Genomic DNA, 16,479 nt, shown 5'->3' with positions numbered 1-16,479 from the left:
GAAGTTGTGCATGCTCAGGGTTGTCCCTGATCCATTCCCCGGGGCGCGCGCCGAGATCCTGTTATTCAAAGGAGGTCGGCATGTCGGGAACCGCAAGTCGCTTGGCGCGCGTATTGGAATTCCGTTCGGATCGTTCCACCCAGGTGCTGGAGCAGGCCGTCGACGCGGTGGTCAGCATCGACCAGCACAACAACGTGACCTTCTACAACGCCGCGGCGGAGCGGCTGTGGGGCTACGAGCGGTCCGAGGTGATCGGGCGCAACGTGAAGATGCTGGTGCCGCAGGCCATCCAGGCCGCGCACGACGGCTACGTCGACGCCCACCGCGAGACCGGACAGAACAAGATCGTCGGCACCAGCCGCAAGGTGCAGATCGACCGCAAGGACGGCCGCAAGGTCTGGGTCAGCCTGTCGCTGTCGCGGGTCAACATCGGCCGGCACATCACCTATACCGCCTTCGTGCGCGACATCACCGCGCAGCACGAAGAACGCGAGACCATCAACCAGACGCTGGAGCAGGCGCTGGACGCGGTGGTGTCCATCGACGAGAAGAACAACGTTACCTTCTTCAACGCCGCCGCCGAGCGTTTCTGGGGCTACGACCGCTCGGAAGTGATCGGCCGCAACGTGAAGATGCTGGTGCCCCGCGGCCTCCAGGCCGACCACGACCGGCTGGTCGAGGCCAACCGCGAAACGGGCCAGGACAAGATCGTGGGCACCAGCCGCGAGGTGCAGGTCGAGCGCAAGGACGGCTCCCAGGTCTGGGGCGCGCTGTCCCTGTCCAAGATCCGGGTCGGCGGCCGCATCCTGTACACCGCGTTCGTCAAGGACATCTCGCGCGAACGCGCGGTGCGCGAGGTCATCAACCAGACGCTGGAGCAGGCCATCGATGCCGTGGTCTCCATCGACGGCGAGAACAACGTCACGTTCTTCAACTCGGCCGCCGAACGGCTGTGGGGCTACGAGCGGTCCGAGGTGATCGGGCGCAACGTGAAGATGCTGGTGCCGCAGGCCATCCAGGCCGTGCACGACAGCTACGTGAACGCCAACCGCAGCACCGGCGTGGACAAGATCGTGGGCACCAGCCGCGACGTGCGGCTCGAACGCAAGGACGGGGCCAAGGTGTGGGCCTGTCTGTCGCTGTCGCGCGTGAAGGTGGGCGACCGCATCACCTACACGGCCTTCGTCAAGGACATCACGGGCGAGCACAACGCGCGCGAGATGATGAACCAGACGCTGGAGCAGGCGCTGGACGCGGTGGTCACCATCGACGAGCAGAACAACGTCACCTTCTTCAACGCCGCCGCCGAGCGGCTGTGGGGCTACGGCCGCGACGAGGTCCTGGGCAGGAACGTCAAGATGCTGGTGCCCCACGCCATCCAGGCCGGCCACGACCGGCTGGTCGAGGCCAACCGCGAGACGGGCAAGGACAAGATCGTGGGCACCAGCCGCGAGGTGCCCATCGAGCGCAAGGACGGCACGCGCATATGGGGCCTCTTGTCGCTGTCGAAGATACGGCTCGAAGGCAAGATCGCCTACACCGCCTTCCTGAAGAACGTGCAGGCCGAGCACACGGAACGCGAGACCACGCACAGTGCCATGAATTCCGTGCTGGCCTCCAGTGAGCAGATCGGCCAGATCGTCGCGGTCATCAACGAGATCGCCGCCCAGACCAACCTGCTGTCGCTGAACGCGGCCATCGAGGCGGCCCGCGCGGGCGACGCCGGGCGCGGATTCGCGGTGGTGGCCGACGAAGTGCGCAAGCTCGCCATGCGTTCGTCCACGTCTGCCAGCGAGATCGGCACGCTGGTCGAAGAGACCAAGGAGCGGATCAACGAGCTGGCCCGCTCGCTGCGCCTGGACGAGAACGAGGCGCCGTAGGGGCCGGCCCGGCCGCCGGCGTCAGGCCGGCGCCGCGTCGGCGCGGTCGACCTCGGCGGCCAGCCTGGCCGCCGCTTCCACCAGCATCCCGCCGATCTCCCGCACGCGCGGCTTCGCGCGTTCCAGCGGCGCCCCCACGGTCAGCGCATAGGGCGTGCCGTACAGGACGACCGGGGCGGCCACCGACAAGGTGTCCGCCTGGTGCTCGCCCAGGTTCACGTGATAGCCCCGCCGGTCTCCTTCTTCCAGCATTTTTTCCAGCGCGTCCCGCGTCGTCGGCGTCTGGTCGGTGAAGCGCGGCAGCGGCATGCGCGCGAGCAGCGCCTCGCGCTCGGCCGGCGCCATGGCGGCCAGCAGCGCGCGCCCCGACGCGGCGGCGTGTAGCGGCTTGAGTTCACCGGTGCGGGCGGTGAAGCGGACGATGCGCTCGGGTTCGGCCACGTCCAGGTAGAGCGCCTGGCTGCCCGAGCGCTGGGCCAGGATCAGTGTCTCGCGCAGCTTGTCGCGCAGGTCTTCCAGCACCGGCCGGATGCGGGCGGCCAGCTGGTCGTGCTCGGCGATGGCGCGCGCTTCGTTGAACCACCGGCGCGTCAGGTAGTAGCGGCCGCCCGTCTGGTGGGCGTAGCCTTCCCCTTCCAGGGTATCCAGCAGCGCCAGGCAACTGGACTTGGGAAAGCCCAGCGCCGCCGAGATCTGCGTGAGCGAGGCCGGCGCCCGGGTCTGGGCGAAATATTGCAGGATGGTCAGCACCCGCTTGGCGCTTTTCACGTCGTTCGTATTCATGGGCAAAAGTCTATAGGCATGAACGCGAGGGTGCCACTTTCCGGCGCCTGCGCCCGGCCAGGCTTGAATATTGATGTTCAAGTATATAAACTTTTATTCATAAACAAGAACGACGACCAGGAGACGACGATGGCCGGACTGTATTTCGAGCAGTTCTCCCCCGGGCAGGAGTTCGCCCACGACTGGACCCGCACGGTCACGGAAATGGACAACGTGCTGTTCAGCTCCCTGACCATGAACGTGCAGCCGCTGCACATCGATGCGCACTTCGCGGCCCGGACCGAATTCAAGCGTCCGCTGGTGAACAGCCTCTTCACGCTGGGGCTGATGATAGGGATGACGGTGAACGACACCACGCTGGGCACCACGGTGGCCAACCTGGGCATGAGCGAGGTCGCCTTTCCCAAGCCGGTGTTCGCCGGCGACACGCTGCACGTGCGCACGCGCGTGCTGTCGGTGCGCGAAAGCCGTTCGCGCCCCAACGCCGGCATCGTCGAGTTCGAACACCTCGCGCTGAACCAGGACGACGACATCGTCGCCCGCTGCAAGCGCTCGGCCCTGATGCACAAGGCTCCGGCCTAGAGGAGACCGCCATGGTCCGCTCGATGCTGTTCGTTCCGGGCGATGCGCCGCGCAAGTTCGACAAGGCCGCGGCCAGCGTCGCCGACGCGCTGATCCTCGACCTGGAAGACTCGGTCGCGCCCGACCGCAAGGCGGCGGCGCGCGATGCCGTGCGCGCCATGCTCGGCCAGGCGCCGGCCGGCAAGCAGGTGTGGGTGCGCACCAATGCGCTGGACAGCGGCGAGGCGCTGGCCGACCTGGCCGCCGTCGTGCCCGGGCGGCCGTTCGGCATCGTGCTGCCCAAGTGCGCCCGGCGCGCCGACCTGGAACGGGCGGCCCACTACCTGGATGCCTGCGAGGCCATGGCCGGCCTGCCCGAAGGCGGCATCCGCATCCTGGCCATCGTTACCGAGACCGCGCGTTCGCTGTTCGGTCTGCACGACTACGCCGGCGCCACGCCGCGGCTGTGGGGGCTGTCGTGGGGCGCGGAGGACCTGGCCGCGGACCTGGGCGCGCGGGGCAACCGCGAGGCCGGCCGCTACACCGAGCCGTTCCGGCTGGCGCGTTCCCTGTGCCTGGCGGCCGCGGCCGCCGCCGGCGTGCGCGCGGTGGACACCGTGTGCGTGGACCTGGACGCGCCCGACATCCTGGAGGGAGAAACGCGCGAGGCGGTACGCGACGGCTTCGTCGCCAAGCTGGCCATCCACCCCCGCCACGTGGAGCCGATCAACCGGCTGCTGACGCCCGACGAGGCCCAGTTGCGGTGGGCGCGGGCGGTGGTCCGGGCGTTCGACGCCCATCCCGGCGCCGGCACGCTGAACCTGGACGGCAAGATGGTCGACCGGCCGCACCTGCGGCTGGCGCGCCGGCTGCTGGGAGGGGAATGAACATGGCCGGTCCGCTGGACGGGGTGCGCATCCTGGACATGAGCACGGTCGGCATGGGGCCCATGGCGACGCAGATGCTGGGGGACATGGGCGCCGACGTGATCAAGGTCGAGCCGCCGGCGGGCGACGTGTTCCGCCACGTCACGCCGCAACGCCATGCCGGCATGAGCCATGCCCACCTGAACCTGAACCGCAACAAACGCAGCGTGGTGCTCGACGCCAAGACGCCGCGGGGCCTCGAAGCGCTGCTGGAACTGATCGCCGGCGCCGACGTGTTCGTCTCCAACATGCGCGCGCCGGCGCTGCGGCGCCTGGGGCTGGACCACGAATCGCTGGCGCCGCGCTTTCCCCGGCTCATCCATTGCGTCTGCTATGGCTATTCCGAGCGCGGCCCCTACGCGGGCCGGCCGGCCATCGACGATACGATACAGGCGGCCTCCGGCCTGGCCTGGCTGCAAGGGGCGGCCGGAGCCGAGGCGCCGCGCTACGTGAACTCGGTCGTGGCCGACAAGACCGTCGCGCTGTACGTCTCGAACGCCATCGCCTGCGCCTTGTACGCGCGCGAGCGCACCGGCGCCGGGCAGTCCATAGAAGTGCCCATGTTCGAATGCATGGTGGCCTTCCTGGCGCCGGAACACCTGGCCGGCCGCAGTTTCGTGCCGGCCGAGGGCGAGGCCGGCTATGCCCGGCTGCTGAACGAATACCGCCGGCCCTTCGCCACCCGCGACGGCTACCTGAGCGTGGTGCCCTACACCGACGCCCAATGGCGGCGTTTCTTCGCGCTGGCCGGCGATCCGGGCATGGCGGACGACCCGCGCTATTGCACGGCCCGCGACCGCAGCCGGCATTTCCCCGAACTGTACCGCTACGTCGAGGACACCCTGCGCGCGCGCACCACCGCGCAATGGCTGGAGGCGCTGGAGACCGCCGACATCCCGTTCGCGCCCGTGCACAGCTTCGACGACCTGCTGGCCGACCCGCACCTGGCGGCGCTGGGTTTCTGGCGCGAATGCGAACACCCCACCGAAGGCCGCCTGCGCCAGGCCGGCATTCCCGTGCATTTCGGCGCGACCCCGGGCGACGTGCGCCGGCACGCGCCGAGTCTGGGCGAACACACCGAAGAAGTGCTGGGCGGCCGGACCTGGTCCGTGCCGCGCTGACGACAACCACGACAAGGAAAGAGGAGACTTCTATGCGGAAGGTGATCGTGCTGGGCCTGGCGGCGGCCGCCCTGCAAGCGGGAATGCCGGCGCATGCCCAGGGCTATCCCGAGGCGGGCAGGACCGTGCGCTTCGTGATCGGCTTTCCGGCCGGCAGCTCCATCGACAACGTGTCGCGCATCGTGACCGACGACATACGCGCCCGCACGGGCGCCGTGATCGTCGTCGAGAACCGGGCCGGGGCGCTGGGGGCGCTGGGCGTGGACGCGGTGGCGCGCGCCGCTCCCGACGGCTACACCATGATGCCCAGCTCCAGCGCCACCAGTTCGTCGGGCCCGTTCCTGTCCAAGGCCATCCAGAAGCACGATGCGCTGGCGGACTTCACCCAGGTGGCCCGCATGGTGCGCTTCGACGTGGTGGTCGTGACCCGCGCCGCGGGCGGATACGCCGACGCCAAGAGCCTGATCGCCGCCGGCCGCGCCAAGCCGAAATCGCTGGCCACCGGATACGGATCGGGCACCGGCCAGGTGGCCTCGGCCGCCTTCAGCCGCGCCGCCGGCATGGAGGTGCTGAGCGTGCCCTACAAGGGCCAGCCCGCGGCCGTGACCGACCTGCTGGGCGGGCGCGTCGATTTCGTTTCCTCCGACCTGGGCGCCGTGCTGCCGCAGATCGGCGCGCACAACCTGAATGCCGTCGCGCTGGTGTCCAACAAGCGTTCCACCATCCTGCCCGATGTCCCCACTGCCGCCGAACTCGGCCTGTCCGGACTGGACCTGACCGGCTGGATAGGCGTGGCGGGGCCGGCGCGGCTGCCGGCACCGGTGGTGCAGTGGTGGCAGGAGCAATTGAAACTGTCGCTGAACAAGCCCGAGGTCAAGGAGCGCCTGCGCGGCATGGGCATGGAGACCGATTTCCTGGCCGGCGACGATTTCCAGCGCTTCGTGCGCGCCCAGCACGAGGAATGGGGCGCGCAGATCCGGCACGCGGGGATCCAGGCGGAGTAGCGGCGGCGGCGGTTGCGCCGCCGCACATATCAGCTTTGCCTTCCCCGGTCCTGGGACGGGGAAGGGCGCGCTTCTATAGTGGGTCGCAGCGCCATGGCCGGATACGGCCGGATGGCGGATAACCATAAGCCATGGAGACGACCTTGAAACGCGCACTCGCCATCCTGCTCGGCGGCCTGGCGGCCACGGCCCTGCTGCTGCCCGCCGCCCACGCCCAGTCCGGCTATCCCAGCCGGCCGGTCACCCTGATCAACCCTTACGCGCCCGGCGGCCCCGCCGACACCCTGGCCCGGGAGCTGGCGTCCCGGTTGAAGGACCGCCTGGGCCAGCCCGTGGTGGTCGAGAACAAGGCCGGCAGCGGCGCCATGGTCGGCACCGGCTACGTGGCGCGGGCCAAGCCCGACGGCTACACCCTGCTGATGGGCACCTCGCCCGGCATGGTGGTCGGTCCGCTGATCGAGCGCGCGACCTACGACGGCCTGAAGGATTTCGACCTGATCGGGCTGGTCGCCAACCAGCCCGTGGTCCTGGTGGCCAACGCCAAGCTCGGCATCAACACCCTGCAGGACCTGCTCGACCGCGCGCGCAAGCAGCCCGGCAAGCTCAACTTCGCGTCGGCCGGCACCGGCGGCCCGACCCACCTGGCCGGCGAACTGCTGCGCCGGCGCGCCAACATAGAAATCACCCACGTTCCCTACAAGGGCGCCGCCCCGGCCCTGCAGGACCTGATCGGCGGCCAGGTCGAGCTGGGCATGCTGAGCGCCTCGCCCGTGCTGCCCTTCGTCAAGGACGGCCGCCTCAAGGCCATCGCCTATAGCGGGGCCAAGCGGTCCTCGCTGCTGCCCGAGGTGCCCACCATGGCCGAGGCCGGCGTCAAGAACTGGAACGAAGTCTCCACCTGGTACGCCCTGGCCGCCCCGCGCGGCACGCCCCCGGCTATCATCGAGAAACTCAGCGCGGCGCTGACGGCGATCAACGCCGAGCCGGAACACCAGCGCTTCCTGGCGCAGCAGGACGGCAGCATCGACAACATGACGCCGAGCGAAGTCACCGCCTTCGCCCGGAAGGACAAGACGGCGATGACCGAGCTGCTGGGCGCGCTGGACATGCTGGCGAAATGAATCGGAACCGGAGAACATGAAGGAATTCATACGTGTCGACGGCCAGGGCCTGGACCCGGCCGATGCCTATCGCCTCGTCGTCGGCTGCGTGGTGCCGCGCCCCGTGGCCTGGATCACCACGCAGGACCGCAACGGCCGCGTCAACGCCGCGCCATTCAGCTCCTACAACTACGTCGCCACCCGCCCGCCCATGCTGGCGGTCAACATCTCGACGCTGGACGGCGACCTGAAGGACACCGCGCGCAACATCGTCGAAACGGGCGAATTCGTCGTCAACGTCTCGACCGAGGCCGACCTGGAGACCATGCACGCCAGCGCCGCCGAGTACCCGCCCGAGATCAGCGAACCCGAGGCCCTGGGCATCCCGCTCTTGCCCAGCCACCACGTCCAGCCGCCCCGCATCGCCTCGACCCCCGTGCAGATGGAATGCCGCCTGGACCAGGCCATCACGCTGGGCGAGGGCTACAACACCCTGTACATCGGCCAGGTCGTCGCCTTCCACCTGTCCCCTGACATCTACGACGGCCGTCGCGTCAACAGCGCCGCGATGCGCCCCGTCGCCCGCCTGGGCGGGCCCTTCTATGCCGCGCTGGGCGAGATCTTTCACCGGCCCATGCTTCAGCGCCAGCCTGGCGCGGAACCCGGCCCCAGCTCCAAACCTTAGAACTCAACCCTGCGCGGAACTCCGCCGCTCATCCAGGCGGGCAAGTATCTCGGGCAACCGCTCCCGAGCCGTCTCCGCCAGATCGCCGTAAAGGCTGTTGCCTTGCGCATCGATCCCGACCGTGGCGGGGCCCAGCCCGTCCACCCGCAGCTTCACCAGCCGGTAGTGGTGCACCAGATCGTTCCAGTGCACCGCCACCACCTCCCGTATCGCCTCGGAAAGCAGCGTGCATCCACCCCCCAGGAACGACAGGTAGACGCACCCCTCCTCGCGCATCGCTTCGACGCTGCGGGCGTCCAGTCCACCCTTGCCCCCCGCCACCCGCAGCCCCAGCCCACGTATCAGCCCGGGCATGAACCCGTTGAATCGCGTACTGGTCGTGGGGTTCAGGTACAGCACCTCGAACCGGCCATCGACCTCCCGGCTATAGCTGCCCAGATGCAGCAGCGCGGCACCCTTCAGGTCGATGGGCGGCGCCTCGCCACGGTCGAGCAGGGCGGTCAGCCGTTCATGCGTGGTCATGCCCGCGCACAGCACGACCTCGCCATGCAGCCGGACCTGGTCGCCCACGCGCAGCGACCGGACCGCCTCCTCGCTCAGCGGCAATTCAAGTTCGTGTACGGTGCTCACGATGTCGCGTCCTCGTCATGGCGGCGGGTCATTCGATGATCTCCACCCGGCCCGAATCATGGATGCGGGCGCGGGTGCGCCGGTTGATCCAGCAGTTGAAGCACACCGCCACCGGCGTGAAGCCGTGGCCCGAGGCGTAGTCCACGTGCACGGCCATCGCCGTGCTGTCGCCGCCCGTGCCCATGGGACCGAAACCCGTCGCGTTGGCGGCTTCCTTCAAGCGGCCTTCCATCGCGGCCAGCGTGGGTTCGGGATTGACCGTGCCGATGGGCCGCAGCGTCGCCTGCTTGGCCAGCTTGGCGGCATAGTCGAAGGTGCCGCCTATGCCCACGCCGATCACCACGGGCGGGCAATGCTGCGATCCCGCCTTCAGGATGACCTCCATCACGTAGCGCTCGATGGTCTCCAGGCTGGGGAAGGTGAAGATCTCCAGCGCGGCCCAGCGGCCCGAGCCCAGCGCCTTCGGCGAACAGGTGATGTCCACGTAGTCGGCGCCGTCGATCAGGTCGAAGGTCACGATGGGCATGTCCTTGCCCTTGTAGCCGCGCTCGTTGGTAAGCGGATTGGTCACGTGGGCCAGCAGCGGCGGCTGGATGGTGGCGACCAGGTCGTCGAAGCCGTCGGCGAAGGCGCGCTTGATGTCGCCCTCCAGCCGGGCGCCGGTGCCGATGCCGACGAAATACACCGGCACGCCGGAGTCGGAACAGACGAAGTGCTGGCGGGCCTCGGCGGCGTCGGCGCTTTGCAGCATGATGCGCAGCGTGCCGCGCGCGACCTCGTTGTGTTCGCCGCGCTCGGCCGCGCGCAGCGCTTCCTTGGTGTCCTCGGGTATCTTCTTCAGCGCGCGTTCGTAGAGCTGGGCGCTGACCGACCGCACGAGGTCGTAGCTGATGGCCATCTGTCTCCCCTGTGGCGCGTCCGGGCGCGCGCGTTCCTAGGCATCCATGGACTATAGCGACGCGGCCCGTCCGCTGCTATCACCCGGCCGTCACAGCTGCTTTGCGGACGCTCGCCCACGCCCGGGTGGATATACTGGCCGCCATATGGAATGTTTCGACGGAAAGCGCGCATGAAGCTGCATTGGTCCACCCGCTCGCCCTACGTGCGCAAGGTCATGGCCGCGGCCATCGAGACCGGACTGGACGCGTCCATCCAGACCCGGTTGTCCACCGTTTCGCTGTCGACCGTGAACGCCGACGTGGAGCGGGACAACCCGCTGGGCAAGATCCCCACCCTGGTGACGGACGAGGGCGTGGCCCTGTACGACTCGCTGGTCATCTGCGAATACCTGGACCACCACAGCCGCAAGGGGCGGCTGTTTCCCCAGGGGTTCGACCAGCGCCTGGAAGCGCTGCGCTGGCACGCGCTGGGCAACGGACTGACCGACATCCTGATCCTGTGGAACAACGAGCGCGGCCGCGACCCGGCGCTCCAGTCGCCGGCGCACCTGTCCTCGTACCACGCCAAGACCCTGGCCACGCTGGACGCGCTCGAAGCCACGGTGGACGAGCTGGACCGCCGCGAGTTCGACATCGGCCACCTGGGCGTGGCGGTCGGGGTCGGCCATGCCGATTTCCGCTTCGCCGACCTGCAATGGCGCACCACGCGGCCGCGTCTGTCGGCCTGGGCCGACCGCATGGCCGAGCGCGAATCGCTGCGCCGGACCGTGCAGTTCGATCCGCGCCTGCAAAAACCCGCCTAGGTCCGGGCCGCCGCGAACTCGCCCGCCAGCGCGTTGATCAGTCCGCCGTTTTCCCAGATCCGCACCATCTGCGGCGAGAACGGCGGCGACGGGAGGACGCGGCCATCGGCCAGTTCGATCGCGCCGGTGGCCGGCGTGACGCCGATCACGTCGCCATCGGCCACGGCCCGCGTGATGCCGGGAACGAGCAGTATCGGCAGCCCCTGGCTGAGCGCCCGCCGGATGAAGCCCGATTCGCAGGACTCCACCAGCACCGCCGCGATGCCCGAGGCCTTGATGGCGACGCTGACTTCCACGTGGTTGTGATGCGCGAAGTTCCTGCCACCCACCACGATGTCGCCCGGCTGGACTTCCGACGGGAACTCGGGCCGCACCTGGCGAAAGCACATCTGCCGCAGCGCGTCCAGGTCGAACGGCTTGCCGAAGCCGTCCCGCACCGCGGCGAATTCGATGATGCCGTCGTCGCCGCAGACCTGGTCGCCGAATTTCCAGACCCGGCCCCGCAGGGTGCGCACGGAGGATGCTTCGTTCATGTCGTGCCGCTCCTCAAAGCCTGCCCGCCAGCAGCGGGCGGGGGTCCGCGATCTCGCCGGCCACGGCCGAGGCCGCCACCGTATAGGGCGAGGCGAGGTGGACCGCGGCCTGGGTGCTGCCGTTGCGGCCCTGGTAGTTGAACTGGTGGGTGGTGATGGAGACGTCCTCGCCGCTCAGCACGCCCAGGTAGCCCCAACAGGTATTGCAGCCGGGCGACAGCACGGTGGCGCCGGCTTCGGCGAACACCTCCAGCAAACCTTCGCGCGCCGCCGCGGCGTAGACGTTCTGGCTGCCCGGCGAGATGTACATCGTGACGTGCGGGGCGATCCGGCGGCCGCGCAGCACGGCGGCCGCCGCCCGCATGTCTTCCAGCCGATTGTTGGCGCAGGATCCGACGGCGGCCTGGTCGATGCGCCGGCCCGCCACCCGCGCGACGTCGACCGCGCCGCTTTGCGTGGGCGGCACGGTCACCATGGGCGTCAACCGCGACAGGTCGTAGGTCAGCACCGCCGCGTAGTCGGCGTCCGGATCGCTGCGCACCACCTGGTAGGGCCGGCCGTCCGCGTGTTCGTCCACATACTCGAGCGCGCGCGCATCGACGTCCATGATGGCGGTGTCCGATCCCGTGTGGAAGGTCGAGGCCAGGATGGCCTGCCTGTCGTCCAGGCTCAGCTCCGCCAGCGCCGGCCCGCCGTACTCCACGCAGCATTGCAGGAAGGTGCCCTGTTCCTCGTGGTCGCGGATGATGGCCTGGACCAGGTCGCGTCCGGTCACGCCGAAGGGCAGGCTGCCCACCAGTTCGATGCGCACCGTGCGCGGCACGCACACCCAGTGCCGGTCGTTCAGCAGCGGCGCCAGCACGTCGGTGGACATGGGGATGTTCAGCGCGCCCACCGCGCCGATCGAGGCGATGTTGCCTTCGTCCGAGAACACCAGGGACCCGGGCCGGGCAAAGCCGCGTTCGACCAGCACCAGGTGGCGCAGCCCGGTGTTGGGGCCGTAGAAGTTGTCGATGCCGAAGTCGCGCGTCAGCTGCTTGAGCATGTGGTGCGTCGCGGCGTGCGGCGAACCGGTGGCGGCCGCCGGCGTATGGTCGATGACGATGATGGCCTTCTCGGGCCGGGCGAACGCGGTCGCGCCGATCTTCTCCAGGTTGCGCTTGTGCATGGGCCAGACCATCTCCTGGGTGACGACGTGGTCCGGCACGCAGTTGACGTACTCGCCCGGCGCCACGGTCTCGCGGCCCGCGGTGCGGGCCAGGATTTTCTGGGCGATGGTCTGGCCGCTGGAGGCAGGCATGGCAGGGTTTCCCGTGGTTTGGATCAATTCAGCGAAATGCCGGTTTCCTTGATGAACTGGCCCCAGAATTCATAGCTGCCGAGAACGTTCTTGCGATATTGCTCGGGCGAGCTGGAGACGGCAAGCGAGCCCATCTGCTCGTAGGCCTTGCGCACCTCGGGGGTGGCCAGGATGGTGGCCAGTTCGCGCTGGACGCGGTTGACGATGGCGGCGGGCGTGCCGGCCGGCATGATGACGCCGTACTCGGTCGCCTGTACGACCTTGGGATAGCCCAGCTCGACCAGGGTGGGCGCATCGGGCAGCAGCGGGGTGCGCTTCTCGGTGGTCACCGCCAGGACCCGGACCGTGCCCGCCTGCACATGGGGCAGGATGGGCGTCAGGTCCGAGACCATGGACTCGACCTGTCCGCCCAGGAGGTCGGTGATGGCGGGGGCCGCGCCGGCATAGGGAACGTGGACGATGTCGATGCCGGCTTCGCGCTTGAATCGTTCGCCGGCCAGGTGGACCATGGTGCCGGTGCCCGCGCTGGCGTAGTTCATCTTGCCGGGATGGCTGCGGGCACGCTCCAGGAATTGCGCCATGTTGGTGATGCCGGACTTGGCGTTGACCGCGATGACGGCGGGCACCTGCGCCAGGCTGGAGACGTAGGTCAGGTCCTGCGTGACCGAGTAGGGGACCTTCATCAGGTGAGGCATGACCATCAGCGCGCCGCCGGCGCCCAGGCCCATGGTGTAGCCGTCCGGCGCCGCCTTGGCCACGGCGGCCGTGCCGATCGAGCCGCCCGCGCCCGCGCGGTTCTCGACGACGATGGTCTGCTTGAGCGCCTCGCCCAGGGGGCCGGCGATGGTGCGCACATAGGTGTCGGTCGGGCCGCCGGGCGGGAAGGGCACGATGAAGCGGATCGGCCGCGTGGGCCACGAGGCGCCCTGCGCCATGGCCGGCGCCGTGAAGAGTCCCAGGGTGCAGCTCGCGATCAGGCATGCCGCAAGGCGTCTGGCGTGCATGGCAGTCTCCTCCGTGGCGGACGTGGCCGCCTGTTTTGTCGATGTCCGGGCATGGTATCGGGCCGGCTTCGCCGCCGGATAGGCGCCGCCGTGCAAAGCTGCTATGGCGTGGGCGTTAACGGCGGGGCGTACAGGCCCAGCCGCTCGGCGCGCACCCGCGCCAGCGCGTAGACGGTGTCGAGCAGCGGCGCCGGCACGCCCAGTTCGCCGGCGATCTCGACGGCGGCACCCAGGATGCTGTCCAGTTCCACCGCGCGGCCCGCTTCCACGTCCTGCAGCATGGAGGTCTTGATGTGGCCCAGCTTGCGCGTGACCGCCAGCCGCGCCGGGGGCTCGATGGCCAGCGGCAGGCCCAGCGCGTCGCCCACGGCCAGGAGTTCGCGCATCATGGCCTGGAACAGGCGGTTGACGCGTTCGTCGTCGATCAGGAGGTCGGTGTGCGAGCCCGTCAGCAGGCTGACCGGGTTGAAGCAGGCATTGCCCAGCAGTTTTTCCCAGACAATGCGGCGGATGTCGGGGCTGGCGGAGGCCTCGAAGCCGGCACCGGCCAGGCTGTCGGCCGCGCGCCGCGCGCGCGGGCTGGCGCCGCCTGCCGGTTCGCCCACCACCAGCCGCGACCCCGAGGCGTGGGCGACCACGCCGGGCTCGGGGCTGGAGCTGGACGGGAACACCACGAAACCCAGGACGCGGTCCGCGGGAATGGCGCGTTCGAGCCGGCCGTCGGGATCCACGGCGCGCAGCCGGTGGCCCGCCAGGGGGCCGTCGCCCGATTGGAAGAACCACCACGGCACGCCGTTCAACGCGGGCAGCACCAGGGTGTCCGGCCCGATCATGGGGCCCAGGCGGTCGGCCAGCCCGGGCAGCGACGGCGACTTGACCGCCAGGATCAGCAGGTCCTGCGGGCCCAGCCGTCCGGGATCGTCGCTGGCGCGGACGCGGGCGGCCGAGCGCGTGCCGCCACTGTCCAGCCGGATGCCGTATTCGTCCAGCGCGCGCAGCGTGGCGCCGCGCGCCAGCACGCTGACGTCGTTGCCCGCCAGGGCCAGGCGCGCGGCCAGGAAGCCGCCTATCGCGCCCGCGCCCGCGACGCCTATCCTCATGCGGCCAGGGTCGGACGGGGTCCGGTCGTGCGCGTCGTCCATCGGTGGTGTCTCCGGAATGCGTTGGCGATGCGGTCCATTATTCCGGCCCGCGCCGCCCGCGCGGTGTACCCGCGCGGCATTTCTGCCTGCGCGCCGGGGATATAGCGCCCACGTTATGCGCATGGACGCATTGCAGTCTTGCCGGCGCAGGCAGTAGGCAAGCCCGCGCCGCGCCCCTAGAGTCCGGACAGCGGCGACAGGCGCGGACGGACGAGACGCGTCCGGCCATCGGCGCGCACGCGGAGGAATGTATGCATCGATCGACGGGCCCGTTGTCGCACGTCAAAGTCCTGGACCTGAGCCGCATCCTGGCCGCCCCCTGGGCCAGCCAGACCCTGGCCGACCTGGGGGCCGACGTCATCAAGGTGGAGCGCCCGGGCAGCGGCGACGACACGCGCGCCTGGGGACCGCCCTTCCTGAAGGACGGCCGCGGCGAGGACACCGAGGAGGCCGGCTATTACCTCGCGGTCAACCGCGGCAAGCGGTCGATCACCATCGGGCTGGATACGCCCGAGGGCCAGCGCGTCGTGCGCGAGCTGGCCCTGCGCGCCGACATCCTGCTGGAGAACTACAAGGTCGGCACGCTGGCGCGCTACGGCCTGGACGAGGCGTCGCTGCGGGCGCTGAACCCCCGGCTGATCTATTGCTCGGTCACCGGCTTCGGGCAGACCGGCCCGCGCCGCGACCAGCCCGCGTACGACTTCCTGATACAGGCCATGGGCGGCCTGATGAGCGTGACCGGCGAACGCGACGGCCGTCCCGGCGGCGGTCCGCAGAAGGTGGGCGTGCCCATCGTCGACCTGATGACCGGCATGTACACGGCCGTGGCCGTGCTGGCCGCGCTGGCCCGGCGCAACGAGACGGGGCAGGGCGAATATATCGACATCGGCATGTTCGACGTGCAGGTGGCCACCCTGGCCAACCAGGCCATGAACTATCTCGTGTCCGGCAAGCCGCCGCGTCGCAACGGCAACGCCCATCCCAACATCCAGCCGCAGGACGTCTACCGCTGCGCCGACGGCGACATCATCCTGGTGGTCGGCAACGACGGCCAGTTCCGCAAGCTGTGCGAGGCCCTGGGCCACGCGCAATGGGCGGCGGACGAACGCTATGCCACCAATGCGCAGCGCGTGCGCAACATCGAACAGTTGTCGGCCATGCTGCGCGAGGATCTCGCCCGCCGCGACCGCGCGAGCCTGCTGGCCCTGCTGGATGGCGCGGGTGTGCCCTGCGGGCCGATCAATTCGGTGGCCGAGGTGTTCGAGGAACCGCAGGCGATCGCGCGCGGCCTCCTGCGTCATATCGAGCATCCCAGCGGAGGGCAGGTCCCGCAGGTCGCCAGTCCCATGCGCTTCGCCGATGCCGCGCTGCCGGGCCTGGCGGCGCCGCCCACGCTGGGCCAGCACAGCGCCGAGATCCTGGCCGAACTGGGCTACGACGCCGCCGGCATCGAGGCCCTGCGCGCCGCCGGCGCCATCTGAAGGAGACACGCATGAAGCTGCACTGGTCGCCCAAGTCGCCCTATGTGCGCAAGGTCATGGTGTGCCTGCACGAACTCCGGCTGGAGGACCGCGTGGAGCTGGTGCGGTCGGTGGCGGCCATGCTGCGGCCGAATCCGCAGATCATGCGGGACAATCCGCTCAGCAAGATCCCCACGCTGGTGCTGGACGACGGGTCCGCCCTGTTCGATTCGGCGGTCATCTGCGAATACCTGGACGACCTGGCCGGCGTCCGCCTTTTCCCCGCCCGGGGGCCGGAGAAATGGCGGACGCTGCGCTGGCACGCCTTCGCCGACGGCTTGCTGGACGTGCTGATCCTCTGGCGCAACGAAGCCGACCGGGACGGCGCGCAGCGTTCGGACGCGCTCATCGACGCCTTCCGGATCAAGACCGAGGCGTCGTTGCAAAGGCTGGAAGGCGAGGCGCGCGAACTGGCGGCGGCGCCGTTCGGCATCGGCCACATCGGCATGGGCTGCGCGCTGGGCTACCTGGATTTCCGCTTCGGCGCGTTGCAATGGCGCGAACGGGCGCCCTATCTGGCCGCGTGGTACGACGAGGTCGCGGCGCGGCCGTCCTTCCGGCGCACGGAGCCCGTGCTGGAAGGATGAG

17 protein-coding genes are annotated in these 16,479 nt (G+C 69.5%); 10 read left to right on the top strand and 7 right to left on the bottom strand.

Annotated elements, in window-relative coordinates:
• Positions 1–80: 80 nt before the first annotated feature.
• Positions 81–1,880 carry a PAS domain S-box protein gene (locus tag EGT29_RS28835; protein ID WP_124691680.1) on the top strand — a complete coding sequence of 600 codons (1,800 nt, stop codon included), beginning with the start codon at positions 81–83 and terminating at the stop codon, positions 1,878–1,880.
• Between the two features lie 21 nt (positions 1,881–1,901).
• Here the strand turns inward: EGT29_RS28835 and EGT29_RS25820 are convergent, their stop codons facing one another.
• Positions 1,902–2,663, bottom strand: coding sequence for an IclR family transcriptional regulator (locus EGT29_RS25820; protein WP_124691679.1), 762 nt, complete (start codon positions 2,661–2,663; stop codon positions 1,902–1,904).
• Between the two features lie 18 nt (positions 2,664–2,681).
• Between EGT29_RS25820 and EGT29_RS25815 the strand changes: the two genes are divergently transcribed.
• From EGT29_RS25815 to EGT29_RS25790, 6 genes are all read left to right on the top strand, one after another.
• The gene (locus tag EGT29_RS25815; protein WP_341431917.1) at positions 2,682–3,245 is read left to right on the top strand and encodes a MaoC family dehydratase; all 564 of its coding nucleotides are present in this window, start codon (positions 2,682–2,684) and stop codon (positions 3,243–3,245) included.
• An 11-nt stretch (positions 3,246–3,256) separates the two neighbouring features.
• Positions 3,257–4,111 (top strand): CoA ester lyase, encoded by an 855-nt coding sequence (locus tag EGT29_RS25810; RefSeq protein ID WP_124691677.1) that lies wholly within the window; start codon positions 3,257–3,259, stop codon positions 4,109–4,111.
• 2 nt (positions 4,112–4,113) lie between these two features.
• Entirely contained in the window at positions 4,114–5,271 is a 1,158-nt protein-coding gene (locus tag EGT29_RS25805) for a CaiB/BaiF CoA-transferase family protein (protein WP_124691676.1), read from the top strand.
• A 32-nt stretch (positions 5,272–5,303) separates the two neighbouring features.
• On the top strand, positions 5,304–6,275 hold the full coding sequence (locus EGT29_RS25800; protein ID WP_161567977.1) for a tripartite tricarboxylate transporter substrate binding protein: 972 nt from the start codon (positions 5,304–5,306) through the stop codon (positions 6,273–6,275).
• 143 nt (positions 6,276–6,418) lie between these two features.
• Positions 6,419–7,396 carry a tripartite tricarboxylate transporter substrate binding protein gene (locus tag EGT29_RS25795; protein WP_238160210.1) on the top strand — a complete coding sequence of 326 codons (978 nt, stop codon included), beginning with the start codon at positions 6,419–6,421 and terminating at the stop codon, positions 7,394–7,396.
• A gap of 16 nt (positions 7,397–7,412) precedes the next feature.
• Positions 7,413–8,060 carry a flavin reductase family protein gene (locus tag EGT29_RS25790; RefSeq protein ID WP_124691673.1) on the top strand — a complete coding sequence of 216 codons (648 nt, stop codon included), beginning with the start codon at positions 7,413–7,415 and terminating at the stop codon, positions 8,058–8,060.
• A 3-nt stretch (positions 8,061–8,063) separates the two neighbouring features.
• On the opposite strand, the gene EGT29_RS25785 is transcribed toward EGT29_RS25790, so the two are convergent.
• Both EGT29_RS25785 and EGT29_RS25780 read right to left on the bottom strand, forming a co-directional pair.
• A complete protein-coding gene (locus EGT29_RS25785) occupies positions 8,064–8,690 on the bottom strand; it encodes a fumarate hydratase C-terminal domain-containing protein (protein WP_202865570.1) in 627 nt (208 codons plus the stop codon).
• A gap of 28 nt (positions 8,691–8,718) precedes the next feature.
• Positions 8,719–9,588 (bottom strand): fumarate hydratase, encoded by an 870-nt coding sequence (locus EGT29_RS25780; protein ID WP_124691671.1) that lies wholly within the window; start codon positions 9,586–9,588, stop codon positions 8,719–8,721.
• A gap of 171 nt (positions 9,589–9,759) precedes the next feature.
• On the opposite strand from EGT29_RS25780, the gene EGT29_RS25775 reads away from it, so the two are divergent.
• Positions 9,760–10,392 carry a glutathione S-transferase family protein gene (locus tag EGT29_RS25775; RefSeq protein WP_161567976.1) on the top strand — a complete coding sequence of 211 codons (633 nt, stop codon included), beginning with the start codon at positions 9,760–9,762 and terminating at the stop codon, positions 10,390–10,392.
• On the opposite strand, the gene EGT29_RS25770 is transcribed toward EGT29_RS25775, so the two are convergent.
• The 4 genes from EGT29_RS25770 to EGT29_RS25755 all read right to left on the bottom strand — a co-directional run bounded on the left by EGT29_RS25770 (position 10,389) and on the right by EGT29_RS25755 (position 14,371).
• Positions 10,389–10,925 (bottom strand): 3-isopropylmalate dehydratase, encoded by a 537-nt coding sequence (locus EGT29_RS25770; RefSeq protein WP_124691669.1) that lies wholly within the window; start codon positions 10,923–10,925, stop codon positions 10,389–10,391. The two genes, EGT29_RS25775 and EGT29_RS25770, sit on opposite strands and share 4 nt — an antisense overlap.
• Positions 10,926–10,938: 13 nt before the next feature.
• Complete coding sequence (locus EGT29_RS25765; protein ID WP_124691668.1) at positions 10,939–12,225, bottom strand: aconitase family protein; 1,287 nt, start codon at positions 12,223–12,225, stop codon at positions 10,939–10,941.
• 23 nt (positions 12,226–12,248) lie between these two features.
• A complete protein-coding gene (locus EGT29_RS25760) occupies positions 12,249–13,229 on the bottom strand; it encodes a tripartite tricarboxylate transporter substrate binding protein (protein WP_124691667.1) in 981 nt (326 codons plus the stop codon).
• A 101-nt stretch (positions 13,230–13,330) separates the two neighbouring features.
• Positions 13,331–14,371, bottom strand: a complete 1,041-nt coding sequence (locus tag EGT29_RS25755) for a ketopantoate reductase family protein (RefSeq protein WP_238160209.1) — start codon at positions 14,369–14,371, stop codon at positions 13,331–13,333.
• Between the two features lie 251 nt (positions 14,372–14,622).
• On the opposite strand from EGT29_RS25755, the gene EGT29_RS25750 reads away from it, so the two are divergent.
• The gene (locus tag EGT29_RS25750) at positions 14,623–15,852 is read left to right on the top strand and encodes a CaiB/BaiF CoA-transferase family protein (protein ID WP_124691666.1); all 1,230 of its coding nucleotides are present in this window, start codon (positions 14,623–14,625) and stop codon (positions 15,850–15,852) included.
• 11 nt (positions 15,853–15,863) lie between these two features.
• Positions 15,864–16,478 carry a glutathione S-transferase family protein gene (locus tag EGT29_RS25745; protein WP_124691665.1) on the top strand — a complete coding sequence of 205 codons (615 nt, stop codon included), beginning with the start codon at positions 15,864–15,866 and terminating at the stop codon, positions 16,476–16,478.
• Position 16,479: the final 1 nt, after the last annotated feature.

It is taken from the genome of Pigmentiphaga sp. H8, from assembly GCF_003854895.1.
Classification (GTDB): Bacteria; Pseudomonadota; Gammaproteobacteria; order Burkholderiales; family Burkholderiaceae_B; genus Pigmentiphaga.
The sequence above is the reverse complement of the archived record's forward strand: the minus strand, read 5'-3'. Positions and strand labels throughout refer to the sequence as shown.